General features: G+C 45.2%; 19 protein-coding genes and 1 tRNA gene. 5 read left to right on the top strand and 15 right to left on the bottom strand.

Annotated elements, in window-relative coordinates; genetic code table 11:
* The first annotated feature begins 18 nt into the window (after positions 1-18).
* Complete coding sequence (locus tag IEU85_RS02375; RefSeq protein WP_188354619.1) at positions 19-1,221, top strand: NAD(P)/FAD-dependent oxidoreductase; 1,203 nt, start codon at positions 19-21, stop codon at positions 1,219-1,221.
* A gap of 129 nt (positions 1,222-1,350) precedes the next feature.
* Here the strand turns inward: IEU85_RS02375 and IEU85_RS02370 are convergent, their stop codons facing one another.
* A complete protein-coding gene (locus tag IEU85_RS02370) occupies positions 1,351-2,550 on the bottom strand; it encodes an alkaline phosphatase family protein (protein ID WP_188354618.1) in 1,200 nt (399 codons plus the stop codon).
* Positions 2,551-2,720: 170 nt separating this feature from the next.
* On the opposite strand from IEU85_RS02370, the gene IEU85_RS02365 reads away from it, so the two are divergent.
* Positions 2,721-3,773 (top strand): zinc-dependent alcohol dehydrogenase family protein, encoded by a 1,053-nt coding sequence (locus tag IEU85_RS02365; protein ID WP_188354617.1) that lies wholly within the window; start codon positions 2,721-2,723, stop codon positions 3,771-3,773.
* 182 nt (positions 3,774-3,955) lie between these two features.
* Complete coding sequence (locus tag IEU85_RS02360) at positions 3,956-6,616, top strand: DNA gyrase/topoisomerase IV subunit A (RefSeq protein ID WP_188354616.1); 2,661 nt, start codon at positions 3,956-3,958, stop codon at positions 6,614-6,616.
* Between the two features lie 44 nt (positions 6,617-6,660).
* Here IEU85_RS02360 and IEU85_RS02355 read toward each other — a convergent pair whose 3' ends face one another.
* From IEU85_RS02355 to IEU85_RS02345, 3 genes are all read right to left on the bottom strand, one after another.
* Entirely contained in the window at positions 6,661-7,701 is a 1,041-nt protein-coding gene (locus IEU85_RS02355; RefSeq protein WP_188354615.1) for a LacI family DNA-binding transcriptional regulator, read from the bottom strand.
* 44 nt (positions 7,702-7,745) lie between these two features.
* Positions 7,746-8,723 carry a ribokinase gene (locus tag IEU85_RS02350; RefSeq protein ID WP_229714691.1) on the bottom strand — a complete coding sequence of 326 codons (978 nt, stop codon included), beginning with the start codon at positions 8,721-8,723 and terminating at the stop codon, positions 7,746-7,748.
* 99 nt (positions 8,724-8,822) lie between these two features.
* Positions 8,823-9,080 carry a hypothetical protein gene (locus tag IEU85_RS02345; protein ID WP_188354614.1) on the bottom strand — a complete coding sequence of 86 codons (258 nt, stop codon included), beginning with the start codon at positions 9,078-9,080 and terminating at the stop codon, positions 8,823-8,825.
* 54 nt (positions 9,081-9,134) lie between these two features.
* Here IEU85_RS02345 and IEU85_RS02340 point away from each other — a divergent pair, with 54 nt between their 5' ends.
* Positions 9,135-9,437 carry a helix-turn-helix domain-containing protein gene (locus tag IEU85_RS02340; RefSeq protein WP_188354613.1) on the top strand — a complete coding sequence of 101 codons (303 nt, stop codon included), beginning with the start codon at positions 9,135-9,137 and terminating at the stop codon, positions 9,435-9,437.
* 32 nt (positions 9,438-9,469) lie between these two features.
* Here IEU85_RS02340 and tsaD read toward each other — a convergent pair whose 3' ends face one another.
* From tsaD to IEU85_RS02290, 10 genes are all read right to left on the bottom strand, one after another.
* Positions 9,470-10,519: a tRNA (adenosine(37)-N6)-threonylcarbamoyltransferase complex transferase subunit TsaD gene (gene tsaD / locus IEU85_RS02335; protein WP_188354986.1), complete on the bottom strand. Its 1,050-nt coding sequence runs from the start codon at positions 10,517-10,519 to the stop codon at positions 9,470-9,472.
* A gap of 81 nt (positions 10,520-10,600) precedes the next feature.
* Positions 10,601-11,071, bottom strand: coding sequence for a ribosomal protein S18-alanine N-acetyltransferase (gene rimI, locus IEU85_RS02330; RefSeq protein WP_188354612.1), 471 nt, complete (start codon positions 11,069-11,071; stop codon positions 10,601-10,603).
* An 86-nt stretch (positions 11,072-11,157) separates the two neighbouring features.
* The gene (tsaB, locus tag IEU85_RS02325) at positions 11,158-12,054 is read right to left on the bottom strand and encodes a tRNA (adenosine(37)-N6)-threonylcarbamoyltransferase complex dimerization subunit type 1 TsaB (protein ID WP_188354611.1); all 897 of its coding nucleotides are present in this window, start codon (positions 12,052-12,054) and stop codon (positions 11,158-11,160) included.
* Positions 12,055-12,133: 79 nt separating this feature from the next.
* A complete protein-coding gene (tsaE, locus tag IEU85_RS02320) occupies positions 12,134-12,781 on the bottom strand; it encodes a tRNA (adenosine(37)-N6)-threonylcarbamoyltransferase complex ATPase subunit type 1 TsaE (RefSeq protein WP_188354610.1) in 648 nt (215 codons plus the stop codon).
* A 103-nt stretch (positions 12,782-12,884) separates the two neighbouring features.
* Positions 12,885-13,844: a DNA polymerase III subunit delta gene (holA, locus tag IEU85_RS02315; protein ID WP_188354609.1), complete on the bottom strand. Its 960-nt coding sequence runs from the start codon at positions 13,842-13,844 to the stop codon at positions 12,885-12,887.
* Positions 13,845-13,965: 121 nt separating this feature from the next.
* Positions 13,966-15,777 (bottom strand): ComEC/Rec2 family competence protein, encoded by a 1,812-nt coding sequence (locus tag IEU85_RS02310; RefSeq protein WP_188354608.1) that lies wholly within the window; start codon positions 15,775-15,777, stop codon positions 13,966-13,968.
* Positions 15,774-16,736 (bottom strand): ComEA family DNA-binding protein, encoded by a 963-nt coding sequence (locus tag IEU85_RS02305; protein ID WP_188354607.1) that lies wholly within the window; start codon positions 16,734-16,736, stop codon positions 15,774-15,776. The genes IEU85_RS02310 and IEU85_RS02305 overlap by 4 nt, the downstream gene beginning before the upstream one ends.
* A 194-nt stretch (positions 16,737-16,930) precedes the next feature.
* A complete protein-coding gene (gene leuS / locus IEU85_RS02300) occupies positions 16,931-19,888 on the bottom strand; it encodes a leucine--tRNA ligase (RefSeq protein WP_188354606.1) in 2,958 nt (985 codons plus the stop codon).
* A 159-nt stretch (positions 19,889-20,047) separates the two neighbouring features.
* The gene (locus IEU85_RS02295) at positions 20,048-20,950 is read right to left on the bottom strand and encodes an amino acid ABC transporter substrate-binding protein (RefSeq protein WP_188354605.1); all 903 of its coding nucleotides are present in this window, start codon (positions 20,948-20,950) and stop codon (positions 20,048-20,050) included.
* Between the two features lie 91 nt (positions 20,951-21,041).
* On the bottom strand, positions 21,042-21,980 hold the full coding sequence (locus tag IEU85_RS02290; RefSeq protein ID WP_188354985.1) for a magnesium transporter CorA family protein: 939 nt from the start codon (positions 21,978-21,980) through the stop codon (positions 21,042-21,044).
* A 178-nt stretch (positions 21,981-22,158) separates the two neighbouring features.
* Here IEU85_RS02290 and IEU85_RS02285 point away from each other — a divergent pair.
* Positions 22,159-22,231: transfer RNA gene (locus IEU85_RS02285), tRNA-Ala, on the top strand.
* A gap of 157 nt (positions 22,232-22,388) precedes the next feature.
* On the opposite strand, the gene IEU85_RS08655 is transcribed toward IEU85_RS02285, so the two are convergent.
* Positions 22,389-23,429 carry a hypothetical protein gene (locus IEU85_RS08655; protein ID WP_229714690.1) on the bottom strand — a complete coding sequence of 347 codons (1,041 nt, stop codon included), beginning with the start codon at positions 23,427-23,429 and terminating at the stop codon, positions 22,389-22,391.
* Between the last annotated feature and the right edge of the window lie 21 nt (positions 23,430-23,450).

The raw sequence follows: 23,450 nt of genomic DNA, 5'->3' as shown, positions 1-23,450 counted from the left end.
AGGGTAAAGGAGCCTTAAATGAAAGAAATACTAGTATTGGGGGCCGGCTACGCAGGTTTGAAGACTGTTCGTAATCTGCAAAAGCAACAGGGTGATTTCCACATCACATTGGTTGATCGCAATGACTTCCATTATGAAGCAGCGGAGCTTCATGAGGTAGCTGCAGGCTCTCAACCACGCACCAAAATTACCTTCCCAATCCAAGAAGTATTAAACGATAAAACCACGTTTGTTCAGGACGAGGTTGTTACTATTGACAGGGATGCCCAGAAGGTAACACTACGTAATCATGATGCATTACACTATGACTATTTGGTTATTGCCCTCGGCTTTGTTTCTGAAACCTTTGGCATTCCAGGTGCTGCAGAGCATGCTTTGCAAATGGTTACTATTCCAACTGCTGAACGTATCCATGAGCATATTGTTGAGACTATGAAGCATTATCGTCAGTCTCATGATCCTAACGATCTGCGTTTGCTCGTCTGTGGCGCTGGTTTCACCGGTATTGAATTGGCTGGTGCTCTCACCGATGAACGCAAAAAGTATGCTGAGCTTGCAGGGGTTGCTCCTGAGCAGATTGAAATTGTCTGTGTAGAAGCCGCAACACGTATTTTGCCAATGTTCGATGATGAACTAGCACAATATGGTTTGCAACTTATTGAAAAGCTTGGTATTAAGCTGATGACTGGTTGCAAGATTAAGGGTATCAACCCTGGCGAAGTGCTCTACACCGCTGGTGATGACGAGCAGCCTCAGACAATTAAGGCTGGTACTATTATTTGGACGACTGGTGTAAGTGGTTCTCCAGTAATGGGTGAATCTGGATTTAGCCAGCGCCGTGGTCGCGTTATTGTCAATGATGATCTTACCGATCAAGAGCACAAGAATGTGTATATTATCGGTGATGTTTCCGCATTCATGGACAAGCAGTCCAACCGTCCATATCCAACTACAGCACAGATTGCTTCCCGTATGGGCGCTCACGTAGCCAAGAATCTTGCCCACCAGTTGCGTGGTGAAGCCACTGAGCCATTCTCCTTCGTGTCTCAAGGAACGGTAGCTTCTGTAGGTAATACTCATGCTTTTGGTGTTGTAGGTAAAACTAAGGTAAAGGGCTATCCTGCATCTGCTATCAAGAAGATGATTAGGAATAAGTCCCTCAATGATTTGGGCGGCTTGAAAGAAGTACTCTCACTCGGGTGCTTCGATCTGTATCACTAAATCGTAAATTATAGGTAGTTATAGTATTGGCTCTACATCCCTCGCGGTGTAGAGCCTTTGTATTTTGAGCTTAAATCTATTTTGTATGTATGTTGTATTGAGTCCACTCACATACAATCTCTTGAGGTGCTATAGCACTTCCATCAATAGCGGAATCTCCATTTCCATCTGCGTGCGCGATCCATGCACTGCTGGAAGAGTACGCTCTTGCTCGCGCTGTGTACGTGAATCTACAATAGTATGTTGCCCTTGAGTAAGTACGAATACATCTGCAAGCCATGGCAATGTATGGGGTTGTACTGCACCAAATATACCTTGGTTGAGTGCCTCTTCTTGCGTTAGTACTACTGCCCTATCGGCTAATACTTCTTGCCATCGTTGCGCAACAGCATCTTGTTGACCCAAAGTAGTATATAGCATTGGCGCACGAGGCTCACCCGCAACAAGTTCAACTCCTTCTTGGAGCATCGGATTATCAGCTATATCAATTTGATCCTGCTCGACCATATTGACCACGCCATGATCAGCAGTAATTACTAATAATGTTCCAGGCGCAAGCATACGACGTAATGTACCAATAATCGTATCAATTTTTTCTAGCTGTGCTACCCAAGCATCGTTATCCCACCCACTTTTATGGGCTGTTTTATCAAGGTCACGAATATATAAGTATGTTAGCCCTGGGGTTTCGTTAGCAGCAAGTGCATGTTTGAGACGCATACGAGGGCTTTCACTACCAATAAACGCTCCTCCCTTAAGAGCAGCCTCAGTAAGCGCAGAGTGTTCAAAACGAGGCAATCCTATGGAAGTAACCCGCATTCCCTGCTGATCAATTTGAGAAAATATTGTCGGCTGATGCTGCACTTCACGCGGTGCAATATCATCAGTAAAGGTGATCATTTGTGCTTTGTTGCCGGTGCGTGGATTACGCTGTGTATACCCAAACATGCCAGTAAATCCAGGTGCTGTACCTGTTCCAAACGTTGGAATAGCTACACTTGTGGTACTTGGTTGTGTGGTCCATATTGGTTGGTCGTTATATTGCTGACGCAACATAGCCCGCATATTTGGTGTATGTCCTATACGCAGCACCAAATTCCAAAAACCTAAACCATCAATAAACACAACTACAGCTCGCTCACAGCTAGGAATGTGTAGGCTCTGAGCCAGTTGCTGAGGATGCGGATGCACTGGTGTTGGAATAGGGACGCCCAAGGCAGCACTTAATGCTGGAAGAACCGAAGAAAGATGCCTTTGTTGTTCTTGTCTGCAATCTATGGGGTCAAGCAAAGTATGCAGCGTTGATAATGTTGGCATCTCAAAGTTCATAGTGCTATTGAACCACTGGGGCGTGTCAAGTGCAAAACATAGTCAGGTCAATATCTCCATAAATTAGGACACGCCAGAAAAATATTTTTTTATGTGATATATATCACTTTTTATAAAAATACGTTAGACCTGAATTGCTGTTATCCACACTATGCGCAAAGGAGCACATTATGAAAGCAGCAGTTTATGAATCAGCTGGGGTTCTCAAGCTTGCTGATAAGGAACGCCCACATGTTGTGAAGCCAACTGATGCCGTAGTGCGAATGCAGAAAACCACTATTTGTGGCACTGATTTACATATTCTTGGTGGTGACGTACCAGCATGCAAACCAGGAACAACATTAGGTCACGAAGGCATCGGTATTGTCGAAGAAGTTGGTGATGGGGTCAACAACTTCAAAGTCGGCGATAGAGTTATTGTTTCCTGCGTAACTGCATGCAACACTTGCTATTACTGCAAGCACAATCTACCAAGTCATTGCGAGAACGGGGGTTGGATTTTAGGTCATTTAATCGAAGGCACTCAGTCCGAATATATTCATATTCCTCAGGCAGATGGCAGCCTGTATCATGCACCAGATTCTGTAAATGATGAAGCCTTGGTGATGTTGTCTGATATTTTGCCAACGGCATATGAGATTGGCGTACTACCATCACACGTCAAGCCAGGCGACACCGTATGTATTGTGGGTGCAGGTCCTATCGGATTGTCTGCACTGCTTTCCGTACAGTTCTACTCACCAAGCCGCATTATTATGGTTGATCTTTCACAAGCTCGTCTTGATGCTTCTCGTGAGTTTGGTGCAACCGATACTGTACTGTCAACAACTACTGAAGAAGTTAAGGCGAAAATTGCCGAAATGACTGGCGGACGAGGTGTTGACGTAGTATTCGAATGTGTCGGCTACCCTGCAACCTTTGATATTTGCCAGAATGTTGTCAGCATTGGCGGACATATTTCTAACGTAGGTGTTCATGGCAAGCCAGTTACCTTCAATTTGGATGATCTGTGGATTAAGAACATCACTCTATCCACTGGTTTGGTCAATGCCAATACCACAGAGATGCTTTTGGATGTTTTGAAGAGCGGCAAGATTGATGCCTCTAAGCTAGTAACGCATCATTTCAAGCTCTCCGAAGTAGAAGAAGCATACCACGTATTCAAGAATGCAGAAGAGAATCATACGCTCAAAGTCATTATTGAAAACAACATTACCGAATAAACACGAATACACTTTCTCAGCAGTGCTATACATCCATGTTTGTGTTTACCGTATAGCCGTTTGAGAATGAGTTACCTGCCATATTCTAGGTTTTGAGACTAGATATGGCAGGTATTTTTATGCTCGTTTCCAAGTGCAGACACGCATTAGGGCTAGTTTGTCGTATTATAGTGAGGTTGGCAATGGAAGGAGCACGCGTGGCTAGAAAGCACCGCACAACACCATCGTATGATCCACGTTCAGTGAACGAGCATATTATTGAAACCCCACTCAATGAGGAATTAAGTACCTCGTTCCTCGAATATGCATACTCTGTTATTTATGCGCGTGCTTTGCCCGATGCTAGGGATGGACTCAAACCTGTACAGCGCCGTATTATTTACCAAATGGGGCAAATGAATCTTTCCCCAACACGCCCTCATATGAAAAGTGCTCGTGTTGTGGGCGAAGTCATGGGTAAATTGCATCCTCATGGTGATTCAGCAATTTATGAAGCTATGGTTAGACTTGCGCAACCGTTTGCTATGCGCATACCCTTAGTTGATGGGCATGGTAATTTCGGATCTCTCGATGACGGTCCTGCAGCTTCGCGATATACCGAGGCTCGACTCGCTCCCCCAGCACTCGGTATGAATGCCGACATTGATGAGCATACTGTGGATTTTTCACCAAACTACGACAATCGTCTCCAAGAACCAGAGGTGCTCCCCGCAGCTATACCGAATCTTCTTGTTAATGGCTCCTCTGGTATTGCTGTTGGCATGGCAACAAATATGATTACACATAATCTTGCTGAAGTTGTTGCCGCAGCACAGTACCGTATGGCGCATCCTGATTGTACTTTAGATGAGTTAATGCAATTCGTTCCAGGTCCTGACCTGCCGGGCGGTGGCATTATTATGGGGCGCGATGGTATACGCGAAGCCTACGAGCATGGACGTGGCTCTTTCACTACGCGCGCAGTTACCCATATTGAAAATGTTACAGCACGAAAAAAAGGTATTGTTGTTACTGAGCTGCCGTATATGGTAGGTCCTGAAAAAGTATTAGAGCGCATTTCTGAAGGAGTGCGTAATAAGAAGCTCGATGGTATTAGTTCCGCAATTGATTTAACAGACCGTCATAATGGCACGCGCCTTGTTATTGAAGTAAAAACTGGCTTTAGTCCAGAAGCTGTACTCTCACAGCTTTTCAAACACACGCCTTTAGAAGATTCCTTTACTATCAATAATGTGGCACTTGTGCATGGTAGACCGCATACTATGGGTTTGGCAGCATTGCTCGATGTGTGGATTGAGCACCGTCGCATGGTAATACGACGCCGTAGCGAGTATCGCAAACAACGCGCTCAAGAGCGTTTGCACTTAGTTGAAGGTTTGCTCTTAGCACTTGTCGATATTGATGAGGTAATTCAGGTTATCCGTACCAGTGATAATGCTGATATCGCTTTAACTAGGCTGATGGCTGTATTTGATCTCGATGAAGTACAAGCACGTCATATTCTTGATTTGCGTCTGCGTAGGTTGACTAAGCTGAGCAGAATTGAATTAGATGCTGAGCGCGACGAGCTACAACGTACTATTGAAGAGCTTGACCGTATTCTCTCATCTCAAGAAGAATTAGATGCTGTTGTCAGCCAGTCAATGGATGAAGCTGTCAAACAATGGGGCGATGCTCGAAGAACGGTTATCCTCGATCAGGATGAAAACGGCGTGTGGAAACCTGTATCTTCAAAAGCACACGAGACGAGTCCTGCACATATTGCTTCTACTGCTGCCCTTGCAGTGCAACAGGCACATGTTGTGGAACATGCAGCCTCAGCTATTAAAGAGGCACGTCATGATAGTGATACGCTCCAAGAGGCACTGACAATAACTGATGAACCATGCGCAGTGCTACTCCTTGCTGACGGTCGTATTGGTCGAGTTCAAAGACAAGTTTTGGAAACTGGTAAGCTCAGCCTTCCGGTACGTAGTTTGTTTGCTACACATACTACTGCACAATTCGGGCTGATTGCTTCTAGCGGTCGCTTAGTGCTAGCGCAGGTAAGTAGCTTGCCTTTGCTTGGACTTTCAACTTCCATGAATGCTAATGAGCTGAAATCAGCTATGGCCAACGCAATTGACGCGCACGAACTGCTTCTTGGCACAGAGCACACTGATCCTGTTACTGGTGAACGAGTTATTGCTGCAGTAGATATGGAAGATACCACACCATTGGCTCTAGGTACTGCCTCAGGTGTAGTTAAGCGGTGGAATAGGCAATCGCCAACAACTATGGATTCGTGGTCTATTATCGATTTGAAAGATCAAGACGAGCTATTGGCTGCAGCGCCTGCTGATGATACCGCTCGACTTGTTTTTATCTCATCAGATGCTTCATTACTTACTTTTGAAGCAGAAAAAGTTCGTGCGCAAGGGCGTAACTCTGCTGGTATGGCTGGTATTCGTCTTGCAGATGATGCATCCTGCATATTCTTCGGCGTAGTGCGCGCTGGCACTATTGCTTGGACTACAGTCCAAAGCGAGGATGGACTTACTACACATCAATCAGGTGCTGTAGTGGTGACGATTGCTGGAGATAGTGACTCTCTCGAAGGATTGGATACGGGGGCAGCAAAAGTAACACCACTTGAGCTATTCCCAGTCAAGGGACGAGCAACAGGTGGTGTGCGTTCTCAGCGCTTCCTCAAGGGGCAAAACACGCTTCTGAATGCGTATGTTGGCTCATATCCAGTTTTCGCATGCACAGCAACGGGCACACCAGTAGAATTACCTAGTGTCGATATGCGACGTGATGGCTCTGGTATTGAGCTTACTACTTCTGTTGCTTTCCTCAGCTAAGACGCCCATACGACTGTATGTGCGGGAACATGCATGGTACTGTGTTACAACTGCTGCACAGTACCGTGATCTTGAAGGTGTACTGGCAGTATTTGCACGCGTGGATCGCGCGCAATGTGCTGGCTTGTCTCTTGTAAGCGTTCCACCATCAACGCCATTGAAGTTGTCGCCATTGAAGTTACATCTTGCACAATAGTTGTCAGCATTGCACCCAACATAAAACGCTGAGCAATAGCGTCATATCCAACAATCGATAGATCCTGTGGGACGTTAACCGCACGTTCTGCGCATCGTTGTCGTATCCCCATAGCCATATTGTCATTGCAGCAAAATACTGCGGTTATATCACTATCAATAATAGAGTCCGCACATGCATAACCACCCTCAAATTTATAGCCGCCTTCAAAAAGTTGCACTGTAGCAGGATCGTGTTTATGATTGTGCGAAAATTCTTGTACTGTCTGTACAAAACTCTGCGCCCGCTCTGCTGCACTAATAATGTCATGTTCAGCAGTAACACAAGCTAACTTTCGATGCCCATGCTCAAGCAGTGTTCGCGCAGCAAGACGACCTCCCTCTCGATGGTCAAGTCCTACTGCATCACATGGTAAGTCTGCAATCACTCGATCAACGCAAACCACCGGAGTTGTCATGGAGTTTATAGCTGCAATAAGCTGATCGCTATGATGGCACGATTGTAATGTGGGAATGATAAACGTTCCATCAATGCCTCGGGCGCTCACCTGCTGGAGTAAAGCCTGTTCCTGATCCTGCTGCTCATCAGCATTGGCTACAATCAACAAATATCCATAGTCACGTGCCGCATCCTCAAGCTGTTTTGCAAACGATGCAAAAAACATATTTTCAATATCAGGAATAATGAGCATAAGTAACTTGGATTGATGAGTAACCAATGCCTGAGCATTGACATTAGGTACATACCCAAGCTCTGCAGCAACTTCTCGAATACGTGCTCTTGTTGCTTCTGTGATGCGCATTGGCTTATTATTCAACACACGAGACACAGCAGCAACTGAAACATGTGCTTGCTGGGCAACTTCGCGGATAGTTACACGCTTGGGCAATGTGACCTCTCTATACCTATATAACGTAATACATTAGTATGTATTTACTCATTAAATAATGCAGTAATCTGTTCGACTGTACCATATGATGCTTGTGCACCATGCCCCGTAGCAGCAAATCCAGCAACATAAGATGCACAATGTGCACTGTCTTGTAATGAATATCCTGCAGCAAGACCAGCCAAAATAGTACCCATAAACGCATCACCGCACCCAGTGGTATCCACTGCTTGTACGCGAACAGAATCGATACGAGTACACGTACCATGATCGATTACTACCGATCCTTGCGCACCTAATGTGATGACCGCACACTCAATCTGAAGAGCCTGTAGTGCTTGAATAGCGCCATCCCAATCAAAATTATGCCAGTCCTCATCACTTGGTTCATCGATATGCAGCATTTGACACATTTCATGTTCATTTACTAGTAAAATATCACATGCCTCTCGCAATGCTTCTGGCAGATCTTCATGGAATGGCGAGTTATTCACTAGTACCGTCGTGTTATGAGCATGCGCAATACGTGCTGCTTCAATAACCGAATCCATAGGACTTTCTAGGCATAAGCCCAAAACAGCACTTTGAGCAATGGTCTCACTATGTTTACGCACCAACGAAGGAGTTACCTGACCGTTTGATCCTGGAGAATAGACAATTGTGTTTTCCCCTTCACTGTCGACAGTAATCACCGTTGTTCCACTTGGAGCCTCGAGGCGCTCTATAGCCTGCGTATCTACTCCAGCGTTGTGTAGGTGTGCTAACAAGAAATCTGCATTACTATCATTACCTACTGCACCTATCAGGGAAACATGGGCACCAATTTTTGCCGCGCTCGCAGATTGATTTCCAGACTTTCCTCCCGGCAAAATCACCAGTTGTCCGCCCTCTACAGTCTCTCCAGGCTGTGGCAATCGTTCAGTAAACACAGTGTAGTCTGCATTCATTGAGCCAACAACACTAATTGATTGATTATGAGTACCAATATTAACTAGTAACTCATGAATATGCTGATCCATCATATTTCAACTCCATTGTCTTATCTAGTTTCAATAGTGTTTGTATTATGGTAAAACGTTTAAGCATTCTATGCAAGCCGACGCGCTTTCAACATACCGCTTCTAGAAAACTCCACGCTCCAAAAGCTCCACTATAACCACTGATCGCCAATGAATATATCGCAAATACTCCGCTTCGCGCATTTCATTGATATTTTTTCGTGCTGCCACTACTGTATTACAATATTGCAATACCCCTTTAAGCACAGGTATCGGCACAGAATGTGCATAATAATGTTCTGCTGCAATATTGCCATCAATTTCTCGTAATTGAGTCATACATTGTTGCACTTGTAACATATCTCCAGAACATGCAGCCATATACGGACTATAGTCCGTGGACAAGTCAAATAAAACAGAACAGACTGTGCAATCATGGATAACTCACCACAATTGCACACAACCAATGTATCTAACGTACCAACATCACCTGCTCTATCAGCTCCATCGGCTATAGCACGTCGTCAAGCATTTGCACAAGCCATTCGCTATTTCCGTCATGAGCGAGGCCTAAGCCAAGAAGCACTAGCACACGCAGCAGAAATCGATCGCTCATATATGGGCAGGATTGAGCGAGCTGAACGCTCTATTAGCCTTGATAAAATTGGCGCACTCTGTGATGCCTTGCATATTAGTGAACTCGAGCTCTTCCAGCAATATACCTTGAATTTACACTAAGAGCTTGGTTAAAAGCATGCGATGGCACACCATTACTGCATATACACCTGATCTAATGGCATTGCAGAATCAATTGGACAATCCAAAGGACTTGGAGCACAGCCAGCTTCTATGAGATTGACACCAAGTTGAGCAACCATAGCACCGTTATCGGTACACAGCTTCAATTCAGGAAGCCTCACTTCAATACCGTGACGTTCACCGTACTGCTGCAAAGCAGCACGCAACTGCGAGTTTGCGCTAAATCCGCCACCAACAACTAGCGTATAGACATCAGCATCCACACATGCTGTAATTGCTTTTTTTGCAAGCACATCGGCAACAGAATATGCTAATGACGCGCACACATCATCAACAGGAATCTCATGACCTTGGGCAGTTTCTTGTTCAACCCAACGTGCAACAGCAGTTTTTACTCCAGAAAAGCTAAAATCAAATGGATGCTCAGCACCCGCCCTTCCTTGTGTCAGTCCTTGTGGAACACGTAAAGCATGTGGATCACCTAAACGCGCATGTCGATCAATATACGGACCACCTGGATATGGGAAACCCAACAACCGTGCCACTTTATCGAAGCATTCGCCTGCAGCGTCATCAAGTGTCGTACCTTTAACGCGCACATCACGAGCAATATCATGCACCTCCAACAGTGAAGTATGCCCACCAGAGACAATAAGGGCCATGGTGCGCTCTGGAAAAGCGCCAAACTGTAATTGAGTTACCGCAATATGACCAATAACATGATTAATACCATAGAGCGGCTTATTTGCAGCCAGTGCGAGTGCCTTAGCTCCGGAAACACCTACTGCCAGGCATCCAGCTAATCCCGGGCCTGCTGAAACGGCAATAGCATCAATATCATCAAGTGTAAGATGCGCATCATGCAACGCTTGTTCTACCACAGGAATAAACGATTGGGCATGTGCACGTGAAGCGATTTCAGGAATCACTCCACCATATCTCGCATGCTCCTGCATAGAAGAAGCAACCACGTTGCTGATAAGTTCTCTACCCTGCACTATTGCTGCAGCAGTTTCATCGCAAGTTGATTCAATGCCGAGTACTCGGGGTGCTTGAGCCATTTTTCCTCTATTCATATTGCCGTTAACAGTACGGTGTGGTGCGGTTATTCTACTGATGTGTTTATGGTTTCTTTATGCTGCTCACTCTACTTGAAATCCTACACGCCGAGTGTTGAGCTGTACACTCATTGTGTAGGCGTCAATACCTTCTGGCTGATAGTACCGTTTACGTATTCCCATAGTCGTAAACCCAAATTTACGATACAGACCAAGTGCAGGCTCATTATCTACACGAACTTCTAGTAACATACGATACGCTCCAAGTTGTCGAGCATAATCTACTAGCTGTTGCAGTAGTGTGCTTCCTACTTGTTGTCCTTGCACACTTTGACTTACTCCGATGGTCATGAGTTGTGCATCATCACCGTCGTACCAAAAGCCTGCATACCCAACAAGCTCTTCTTGGCGTGTGGCTACCAGATAATATCGAGCCGGCGCATGGATTTCTTGTTCTATTGCTGCTTTGCTCCACGCTTCCATGCCAAATAACTGCTGCTCAAGCTTAGCAATAGCGTCAATATCCTGATCTGTTAAAGTGCGAATAGTAAACATGGTACGTATCCGAATAAGTAGTTCCTTGTGTTCAATATAGCGTTAGTAGTAATTCCATCTGAAGTCACCATCTGAAAGCCCAGTCGTTATTCATGATGATGGACATTACCTGAACCCAACACATGTTTCAGCGGGTTTGGCACAGCAACATCTGGACGGCGCACATACAAGGGCTCAGTTGCGCACGTTCCCCCCTGTTGATGATGCGCATACGCGGTAATGGTCATATACAATGCTGCCTGTTGAGGATCAATCTGCCACAACGATTCGTCATAAATCTGCCCAAAGGCTATATCGGTATAAGCATCAATCAGGCTTGCTCTATACCGTTGCACGCCTTGTCCCATCACATGCACACAGTAAGTAGGAGCATCGGCAACAGCCGCATTACTGCCGATGTTCTCTCTTGGGAACGAGCCAAGAGCAGATGCTAGCTGTGGCATAATATCTTCAGGTTTACTAATATCAATCGCTGTAACTGGATCTGGTAATTTCAGCGACGTCTTATCAACATGATTGTCATCTGGTAGTGCTGGTATACCTGTAATATCGTATGCTCTCCAATATAGTTGCTTTCTTCTTGCATCATTTACAATTAATGCAATATCGCGCACTGTATGAGTGTGTTCCTGCTGTCCAGAACGCATTCGGTTGAGCTGCTGCGCCAACCATAATGCTTGCGGCTCTAGAATATCCTGACCAAGCAACGGCACATGCTGTGAGAACGCAAGCGCTCTCGCTGCAACAATTCCTGCTCGAAGTCCGGTAAAAGGTGCAGGCCCGATGCCAACCACGATATTGTTCAGGTCTTGAAGTTCCACATGATTGTTTTTCAATACCGTTTGAATATGAGGAACAAGTTGCTCGACATGTGCCCGTGTATCAGTTTGCGTAAGAGCACTACCGCCGACTATAGCAACAGTCGAACCATATGACGAGTCAATAACAAGAGTACGCTGATCTGGATTGTTGTGTTCTAGCATTGGAAACTCAAGCTTCTCTTTCTACCTACAGTTTTTCTTGTAAAAGATGGTGCGTTTCAACGCAATGCATAGGGTGAAATCACACATCTTGGTGCATAGTATGCTGCAGAGATGTCTGTAATTGTTGTAACCGTAATTGCAACTCCTGCCCATAAGCATTGATACTCACTGTCCGCTCACCATCAGCACTGAGTACATCTGATGCCTGTTCTGGGAGCAACGTTGGTCGATTAATATGTATTTCAAAACGTTCCGGAGCCAGCGCCGCAGCCATTTGTTCTCCCCATTCCATCAGCACCACAGTATCAGCTTGTGGACTGTCCAAAAGTTCATCGAGTCCAAGAGACTCAAGCTCATCAAGTAACCGCGATACTTCATCTTCTCCTGGAGCATAGTCATGACCTCCAAGACGGTATGCATCTACATGCACAATCGTTGCAGGATTACCGTTAGCAAACTTCCCGTGTAATTGCCTAGCAATAGTAAAGGTTGGCGAAACCATGGGGCCTTGTACCTGTAATGCTTGTCCAAATCCTTGAGCCCATGTGGTTTTGCCAGCGCCTAATGGTCCAGAAAGTACAACCACATCCCCACCTTGTACAATATGCGCAACGGCTGCACCTAAGTTTCGCATATCCTCAGCCGTCGGCACAGTCAAATTCACATGACTACTATCAGACAGTTGTGCGTCAGATTGAGGTATCTCTTGTCGAGTTTCTTGTTGCATACTTCCTCCACTACTGTCGCCAGTGTAGTCTTTGCTCTAGTACAATTGGCAGATCAGTGCCGCCAATTGCATAACCGATTTATAGATTGAATACTTAGATTGCTTATGCATTTTGATTACCACGAGTCGCGATAGCCATTACCGCTTGTTCCAGTGCGTACTGTGTATCCCCTGGTGCGCCCTTTGCAACAGCATCAGCTTGCGCAAGTAGTTCAAAGCATTTAGCCATTGCTGGCGTATTCCAACCACTAAGCTGTTTACGTGCTTTATTCATCAACCATGATGGACCGACTTCTCTACTCGCAATTAGTCCCGCCTGTGCGACAGCTGTTTTAGCCATAGTTCGTAGTGACGAAGCCAGGGCACCAATAATAGCTAAGGGGTCGGTGCCTTGGATAAGCGCTTGCCTCAACTGTACAACCGCCGCGGCACCATTGCCAGCGAGCGCCATATCGGCAATAGCAAATCCTTTAACTTGAGGAGCTGCGGTTGTATATTGTTGTACTACATCAATGTCTATCGGGTCAGTATCGAAATCATCGCAAAGCTGGTTGCTCAATGCTTGGATTTGGTCTGCTTGTCCGATAAGCACTGATGCCATAAATTGTGCGGCATTTCGTGTAATCATGCGTTTTCTTGCTGCAAAACAGGAAATTACATATTCAACAAGATCGCGTTCTTTGTTCAGATCCTGTACGGTAATTATTTGTGCACCAGCAGCTTGTAGGGTATCTTTGACTTTTTTCGCGTTGCCTTCGAGCTGTTGGCATATGATGTAGGATTGCCCGTCATGTGGCATGCTGATATATGTTGTAATCTCTTTGACAAGGTCGGTGCTTGCTTGTGCCATATTGGAGAGTATGACGATTGCAGTGTCGCTTAGCAGTGTTGGACTGGTAGCTTCACGAAAATCATAGATGCTTGATTGCGCGGCATCAAGCTCAATACGCTGTGCCTGAGGCACAAGCTGCTGTGCACGAGCAATGAGATCTTGCACCGTTTGGTTATTGAGATGCTTGTCACCTGCATAGACATACGTGACTGTGCTCAGTTGTGTGACCATACTTACCCTTATCTGCGATAACTAGCAACCAGAGTACTCGAATATCATTACTTTTCTCTTATGGCTATGTATATCCGCTACAACAACTCCCATTACACCGCTTATATTGGTAAAGTTAGTATTAGAGCATTAACCGTGTTTCTGCTATCCAAAGTTGTACGCGTTGCCATGGTGTGAGCATAGATCGATGTTGAGCATGTCCTGCATGGAACCTATGCACTATGCGAGTTTTGAGCTGTGCTGTGCAATACTTAATCACACTTACTATCAGTATTTGAATCAGTAGTATTATCCCTGCTCCCCCAACCTCAGATGGTAGGGGGATAATGTTGCCTGGTAGTTGTGTGCATACTCGGGCAACACTCGTTATCCATGAACAGCACCATGAGCAGACTACCAATATACAGTGTGCGAATACCGGTATGCACCAAGCAGTACATAATCCAAGTATTCCGCAAATGGTCGCTATTGCTATTACTGGAGTAATCAGAATATTAGCAAGCGGAGCCCAAAGTGCGTATTGCGGGTTAATAAGCGCAGTTATTGGTGTTGTTGCGAACTGTGCGCTTAAGGTAACAGCAAGTGTTGCTGCAATTGTCCGAGGCATTACCATATGGAGTGCGTGAGTAAGGCGATTACTCCAAGCAAGTATTGCTCCTACGGAAGTGCATGAAAGTGCAAATCCGAGATCAACACACAACTGTGGTTGTGCAAAGAGCAGCAGTACGATACTCCAGGAAAAACTGCTTATGGAACTACTGGGACGACCGATACAGCGTGCTGTTTGTGCAAGAGCGGCCATCATCAAGGCTCGGTCAAGTGAAGCTACTGGCATCATGATAAGCCGTAGCCCAACTAAAGCGTGACCAATAATAATCCACGTGATCCATGCGGGTAGCTGCGCAGTCCGACACAGTTGTAACCATAGAGCAAGAAGAATTACAACATGCCCTCCGGAAACAGCCATAAGATGCACTATGCCGGCATCGGTAAAAATGCGCTGCAATGATTTTGCATATGACCTGTCAATTTCCGGTGACGTTGGTGCTTGTGCAAGTATGGCATTGTTACCAAGCAATCCCATGGTTATCCCTGGGATAAGTACTGCTGATTGCGCATCAAGTAAGCGTGTTTGCTGAATAAACGCTTCATAGATGCGTTGGCGCGCCTGATTTAAATGAGAACTATCAGCGAGCACAGTAATTGGCTGGCGTACATCAAACCACGGTATTTCTTGGGAACCAAATCCTGCAGGAAACGATGATGCATGCAAGCGTCCTTGTGCTAGCACCTGTTGACCTAGAGTTGCTGAGCATAGAGAGCCTTGTGCAAAGACCTGAATAGCGGCATGTGAAGGTTCATGTACCCCATTAATTGCCACGTACTGTGCGGATACGCGCATCATACAGTCAAATCCATGTCTAAATGATGCAGTAACTGTTTGCGTCTGAAACACAATTTGAGCTGTTGATGCGCCTTGTGTCATACTATGCGCGACTGGATCATGACTACTTTCACTATGAACAACATGTGCTCGCAACAGCGCGCAACCACATGCGACGATAAGAATAACCATGTACCACAACAGTGTTCGGTGAATATACCGTGCCACGCCCCTACGAACTTCTGGTGAAATCCTAAGTGCGCTTGACTTATGATTCTCGTAAACATGTTTTACACCAGCGCGCATATGCATGCTGACCCAAAGAAGAGCGCTGACAATACCTGCTATACATATGCCAGTGATGCATAGGATCTGATATATGGGATGATGCAGCAGTTGGTGAGCTATAAAAATTTGATAAGCAAGCATACACACCCAAATCATGCCTGCAACAGGAGCAATACGTCCATCAACACTTCCCTGCTCATCGACTGTGACCAGCACCTGCCCTATACCATGCGCTTTATGCGAAGTTTGGTGAATATTCATGGAGCATCACCCACACTGATATCATCGCGAATTTTCGCTAGTGTTTTGACGCCAATTCCCTTAACCTGTTGTAACTCATCAATAGATGAAAAGTGCCCATGCTTGTTGCGATAGTCAATAATACGCTGCGCCATAGTAGGTCCAATACCCTTAAGCTGTTGCAATTGCTCAGCTGTTGCAGTATTGATGTTAATGGTCGACTGTTGTTGGGGCGCTGGCGCAATCTGCTGACTTGGTGATTCAGGCACCTGCTCAGTTCTGTCTTGCGTGTTTTGGTTTTGGTGTGCAGAGTCCACCGATTGTTGAGTATTGACATGTGTGTTTATGTCGTCTGTGCCATCTGTGGCATCTTTGCCGTCTGGATCATGTGCACCAGTATTGTCCGCGTCTTGTACAGTATGTTGCGCTAACAGTTGTTCTTGATGCTGTGCTTGCCGCACGAGCACTATACCTTGCCTGACACTAAGTGTTACGCTCAAACTTAAGGCACACATAAGAATAATAATCAGCAACACTGCATGCTGTGGCTCAAGAGAAAGTCTCATTCTCCCTCGAGGTGATATAAGGTCATTTTGTAGATCAGTCGCAGGTTCAGTATCAGAAGCTTTTACCCCGGATAACATACCTAGTAGCGAGTCCTCTCCAATTTGCTCTAATTGTTCAGTTTGGGCTCGCTCATGATCTTGCAATGCGGGCTTGTTTATCAAGGACTGCTGAATCAGCACATTCGCAGCATCGGCGGCTGAGTTTGCAACATTTTCTGCTGTAAAGGTAGAATGTTCAGACTCTAGTTCTTCTCTATACGAGTCTGTGAATGCGCTCTGGAGCTCAGGATTACTACACTGAGGCTCAACATTGCTAATGTGTAGCTTATCTGTATAGCAATCAGCCAATGTTTGCAGCCGTCGGTAGGGTACTATACTCCTATGCGCCAATAGAGCACGATTACGCTGTTGCATATATTGAGTGTGGCAAAGACGCCACACACAATACAAGCCCTGGGTTAGATGTTATCTAATGAACACCCCCTACCCACCCGACTAGCATGTCTATATACAAAAGCGCCCCATATCGCATAGATACAGGGCGCTCAACTACTGATTGCTATTCGCTATACATGTAGGTTGTACTAATGTAATTTCTTATATGCTGATCATTCTTGAGGCACAATAGAAACAATCTTTGGAGCCTTAACAATAATCTTACGTGCTGGCTTACCACCCAAACGCTCGATAACAGCAGGAAGTTCAAGAGCCATACGTTCCAGCTCATCTGGAGCAATGTCAGGACTTACTTCCAGCTTGCCACGTACTTTACCTTTAACTTGAACTACAGCAGTAACCGTATCTTGTCCCACATAGCGTTCGTCAGCAACAGGCCAATCGGCATGGGCAATAGAGCTACTATGACCTAAGCGCTTCCACAGTTCTTCACAAATATGAGGAGCAATAGGAGCTAGCATCAAAATTAATGGCTCAACTGCACGACGAGGCACCTGAGGTAAACCTGTCAAATAATTATTGAGCACAATAAGATGCGAAATGGCGGTATTCGGGCGCATACCCTCCATTTCAACAGTAACATCATGAATTGCTGTATGCACAGCCTTTAACGTAGCAGTATCGAGTTCCTGCTCACTAACTACCAGCTCGCCAGTTTGCTCATCAATGACATTACGCCACAACCTCTGTAAGAAGCGCATGCCACCAATAACATTACGCGCATTCCAAGGACGTGATTCCGCAAGAGGTCCCATACTCATTTCATATAAACGGAATGTATCAGCGCCATATTGTGCATACATATCGTCTGGTGTAATAATATTTTTCAGGCTCTTGCCCATCTTGCCAAATTCACGATGTACTGGTTCACCTTGGTAAGTGTATCCAGTATCCTCATTATCTCCGGTATGTTCCACCTCTGCTGCAGGTACGTATTGACCACGGTCATCAGTGTAGGCGTATGCTTGAATCATACCTTGGTTAAAGAGGCGATGGAATGGTTCAGATGAATCCACAATACCTAGATCAAAGAGTACTTTGTGCCAGAATCGAGCATACAGTAAGTGCAACACCGCATGCTCCACACCGCCAATATACAGATCCACGCCACCAGTTTGACCATTACCACGGTTTGGACCCATCCAATAGTCATACTCGCGCATATCAACCATTGCCTGCGTATTATTTGGATCCAAATATCGCATGTAATACCAGCATGAACCAGCCCAATTAGGCATCGTATTGGTATCGCGGTGATACGTTTTTGGACCATCTCCGAGATCAAGAGTAAGGGTTACCCACTCTTCATTACGGCTTAATGGAGCCTCTGGATTAGAATCCGCATCTTGTGGGTCGAAGGTCTTTGGAGAATAATCAGGCACATCAGGCAAATTAATTGGCAGCTGATCATCTGGAATTAAGTATGGCACTTCATCATCATCGTACACAATTGGGAATGGTTCACCCCAATAGCGTTGGCGACTAAAGAGCCAATCACGCAAGCGGTAGCTTACCGTGCCATGTCCAATATGATGCTCTTCAAGCCATGCATTAACTGCATCAATAGCAGCGTCCACTGACAGTCCATTAATAGTAAATGCAGTACCATCTTGAGCATTTGCTTCAATACTCGAATTAATGACTACACCATCATGGCTTGTATATGGAGCTACGCCCTCAATATCAGCAAGTGTTGTATCATCTTCGGCTGAAGGAGCAACAGTGTAAATTACTGGCAAATGGTAGTTCTGCGCAAAATCAAAATCGCGCTGATCGCCACCAGGAACTGCCATAATAGCACCCGTACCATAATCCATAAGCACGTAATCTGCAGTAAATACCGGAAGCTTAGCTCCGGTTATTGGATTGCTGGCATACAAACCAGTAAAGACGCCAGACTTGGAATCCTCTTGACTACCATGATCTTTCGCCGTGCGTGTCTGTGCTTTATGACGATAGGCTGCAACAGCTTCACGAGGATTTTCAAAACCACCAGTCCACGCTTCATCAACTTGTGCAGGCCACGTATCAGGCACTTCATCTAGTAATGCATGCTCTGGAGCAACCACACAGAACGTGGTACCAAAAATCGTGTCAGGTCGCGTGGTATAGATTTCAAGATCCTGATCACCGGCTGCTGTTGGCACAGTAAAGTGAATAGCAGCACCATGAGATTCACCAATCCAATTATGCTGCATCAACTTTACTTTTTCTGGCCAATCAATATACTCCAAATCCTCAAGCAAACGATGACCATACGCTGTAATACGCATGGACCACTGGCGCAATTGCTTTTGGAATACCGGATAATTACCGCGCTCAGATCGCCCTTCCGCCGTCACTTCCTCATTAGCAAGCACAGTACCCAAGCCTGGGCACCAATTGACTGGAGAATGAGAAATATAAGCAAGACGGAACTCATTAAGTACATCGCTTTGTTCTTTATGACTCAGCTCATCCCATGATTGATCAGCAAAACCAGGAATTGAACGCTTACCACTGCGGAACTCATCAATAAGCTCACTAATTGGTCGAGCACAGCCCTGAGTCCCCGATGGATTAACAGCCTCAGGGTCGTACCAAGACTCATAAATCTTGGAGAAAATCCACTGCGTCCAACGCACATATCCCGGTTCAATCGTGGCAAATGAACGCCTGTTGTCAAAACTTAAGCCCATGCGGTGAAGCTGGCGTCGCATATTAGCAATATTCTGCTCTGTAGTGATGCGTGGATGCTGACCTGTTTGTACAGCATACTGTTCTGCAGGAAGACCAAACGCATCGTATCCCATCGCATGCAGAACATTCTCTCCCTTCATACGATGGAATCGGCTGACCACATCAGTTGCTAAATAGCCGAGCGGATGACCGACATGCAGTCCTTTGCCAGAGGGGTATGGGAACATATCCATCGCAAAGAAGGAAGGACGACCTTCAGCGTGGCGTCCTTGACCATCAGTTAAATCACCAGCAACATTAGCAGCCCAGAATGTGCCATGCTCATCCCAGTACTGCTGCCAATATGCTTCAATATCCTGTGCCATTTGTGCGTTGTAACGATACGTTGGCTCTGAAGCAAGAGTCTCGTCATTGGTCGCATCCTGCGCCATAATGCTCCTTTAATTACAGTTTAAGCATTGCTGATCTACAGCATAATACAATGCAACATAGCATACGCTATGCTCAACCTATTACTGAGTTTTCACCATATAATACAGCTTGCAATATAGTGCTGTGCAAAACTGCACTATAGCTTGCTACTTATACAGTTATGCATCTTTCTTTTGCTGTTGCAAGGCTTGAGGAAGCCCCACACGTACTCCAGTACTGTGCTCGACATGTTCAGTTACTTCTTGCCAAGTACCTGTTTGCACCATATGTTCCAATGCTAATGCAATACGACTTTGAAGCGTATTTGCGCCAGTTTTAACCACCATATAATAGGCACCAGTGTCAAGAGCCTCAGTAAGCACTTGTGCATTGCGTCCACTAACCGCGTCCTCTAAACTAGTATGCGCAATCCCAGTAAGAGCAATACGCGGGGCAACTACAGCATCTGCCATACCCGACATAAGAGCCGTAGCACATTGCATAACACTTGGCTGCTGGATCACATGGGTCATCCCCGGCCATTGTCGTTTAGTTAAATCCTCCGCAGATACCGTACATACTACTTTGCCAAGAATATCTTGCGCCACAGTAATATCCTGATGCTGCTCTTCCTCGCGCTGATGGTGAATAGCCAAAATACTTTCATCATCTCGAGCATAAGCTCCAGCTAACAGTATATTCACTTGCTCTTTGATTTGCTCCAATTGACTATCTGGTACAAACAATCCAGCAGCAATATCAATATTGCCTTCTTGAAAGAGCTGCTCTAATGCTTTAGGTTGAGCCTCTACCCATTCAATTTGCCAAGGCGCATATCCGAGCTGCTTAGCAACATACTGAGCTACATCAACAGTAAAACCAGAATACGTTGATCCGGCACGTATGGACAGCGCTGGCTGATCTAGTGGAATACCGATACGAATACGTGGACCGATAATTCCAGTGTCGATATGCTCACTATCACTAAATTCAGTAGTTGACGCGCATCCAGTGCTTACCAGCATGCACATGCTAGCAAGCACCAGAGCAATAATTCTATGGATTACAGGACGAATGCGCATATACTTACACCAACACCATACGGTTATTCCAACTATTCATACTCAGCGTACCCATATTTTATATACTTATCTCAACTGCAACACATAGTAATTACTTAAATAACCGCGACCGCGTTAAGAACCAAGTCACTACCGCAGAAATAATTACAGAAACAATAACACATGCTGCAAATCCCCATGATGCGTGCGTAAATGGCATAACATCGAAGTTCATACCATACATGGAGAAAATCAGCGTTGGTATGGAAAGCGTAATTGAAATAATAGTAAAAATACGCATAACATTATTCAAATTATTGGAAACAATTGATGCAAAAGAGTCAGTCATATTAGCCAAAACTCCACTATAAATATTTGCCATCTCAATTGCCTGTTTGTTTTCAATAATAACGTCTTCCAACAAATCTTGATCATCTGGGTACTGACGAATTCTGCTTAATGTTGAAAGTTTTTCTAATACTATTTCATTAGATTTCAACGATGTAGTGAAGTACACCAACGTTTTGCTGAGTTCTAGTAGCATCAAAATTTCTCTATTATGCATAGAGTGACGCAATTTCAATTCGAGCTTATCGCTTTCACGATCAATAATGCGCAGATATCGCAAATACATCGTGGCATTGCGGTACAGAATCTGCAAAATAAAGCGTGACTTCATGAAGGTATTAAACCCTCGAATAGTACCTTCCATAAACGGGTGCATCAGCGTAGTGTCTTGCATACAAACTGTAATAATAATGTCATCAACCACAATAATCGACAAAGGGATAGTCTCGTACCAGTCCCGTCCTCCACGCTCCTCAACAGTTGGAATATCAACAATAACCATGGTGTAGTTATCCTCGACATCCACACGCGAACGTTCTTCGTCATCAAGTGGCGCTCGCAGATCTGCCAGATCCACGTCGAAGGTTTCTGCAACGGTAGCAAGCTCCACATCTGTAGGCTCGGTAAGACTTATCCATGCCCCAGGTTTTGGCTCTTGAATTTGCTCAACCTGACCACCCACGGTGCTAAAAATTCTCATCATCGTTGCATCACCTGCCTTTACCATTACTGAATTGTTGCACATTGCAAGCAGTGTAAGTAGTACTATTGTGCTTAACTTTTGCCCTCACTAGAATAGTCGAAGGTATGAGTTTTGACACGCCGTAGTTGCATCCTCATGCAAGACGCTGTATTGTATTCAACGGTTCATTTAAGAACACGGGGCTATAGCGCAGCTGGTAGCGCATCTCCATGGCATGGAGGGGGTCGGGGGTTCGATTCCCCCTAGCTCCACAAATTTGCCGCCTGTGACAATCACTTGTGATAGGCGGTTTTTCTTTTATTTGTACTGCGCTTTCACACCCTGTGTATCTCTCGGCTCAGTCTTATAAACGACTCAAAAAACGCTGTGGAATCGTTTATATCTCAAGCTGAGAACAATAAACATGCACTATTTCGCACCGTTTGTAGACGTACCTGAAGAATTTGTAGTCGAACTACCTGATGAGGTACTCCCCTGGTTCGTAGTATTTCCAGAAGAACCTGAATTAGTGCTACTGGAATCTGAACCGGAACCTGTAGACGATCCTGTACTCCCTGAATTCGACGAACCATCTGATGTCGATGTCGAGTCAGAACTATTCCCATGGTTCCCGCTCGTACTGCCGGTACCAGTATCTGAAGAACCGTTGGAGGCATTTTGCTCTGAATCTTGTGTAGTTCCTGTCGAAGATCCTGTATTATCAGATGTTTGGTCAGAGTTTGTAGTCCCTGTCGATTCATTCGACTTACCATTGTCAGCGTTACCTGAATTATTATCGGTTTCGGTTCCCAGATTACTATTATTAAGGGTACTGTCCTGATCCGTATGCTGTTTCTTTTCAGGGACAACGATAGTGCGTACTACATTATCCGTACCTTCACCGTGTGTTACTGCCAATATAACACCTGCAGTAACCCCCACAGCAAGTAAGGCACTCAAAATGGCAACCAGCATAATTTTTCGTTGCGTACGCTTATTTTGATGCGCAAAATAAGTATCCGTGGCCTTTGTATGGGCGGATTCAGTACGGCGGCTTGGGGTATGAATTACTCGGGAAGATTGCACAACCCTACCCTGCCCAGCAGCCTGACCACTGTGCTGAAGCGATGTATACTCAGTAGTCTCATCTATAGGATCCATGACCTGTGTATGCTGCGTATCAATCACAGTAGTGTGATCAAGAGCATCCGCTGAATCCTGTTGTTGGGAATTTGTACTACTGTTGGAACTGGGTAAAAAATCAAGGTTTTCTTGAAGTTTCCTACCTGATTCTCGCAACACATTTTGATACACCTGAGATGCAATGGCAGAAACAACTGAACCAATAGCAACGCCAATTACTGAACCCGCAATACCAATATGAGCAGAAAGTAGAAAAGAAGTTACTGCCGCCAATGCACCTGCAATAATTGGCACAAACGACACATCTTTAAAGAACTTCTTAAACATTAAGCCCTCTCAAATCAACGT

Origin of the sequence: Galliscardovia ingluviei (assembly GCF_014635685.1) — a bacterium.
Taxonomy (GTDB): domain Bacteria; phylum Actinomycetota; class Actinomycetes; order Actinomycetales; family Bifidobacteriaceae; genus Galliscardovia; species Galliscardovia ingluviei.
Note: the sequence above shows the minus strand (reverse complement) of the source record. Positions and strands in the feature narration are given on the sequence as shown.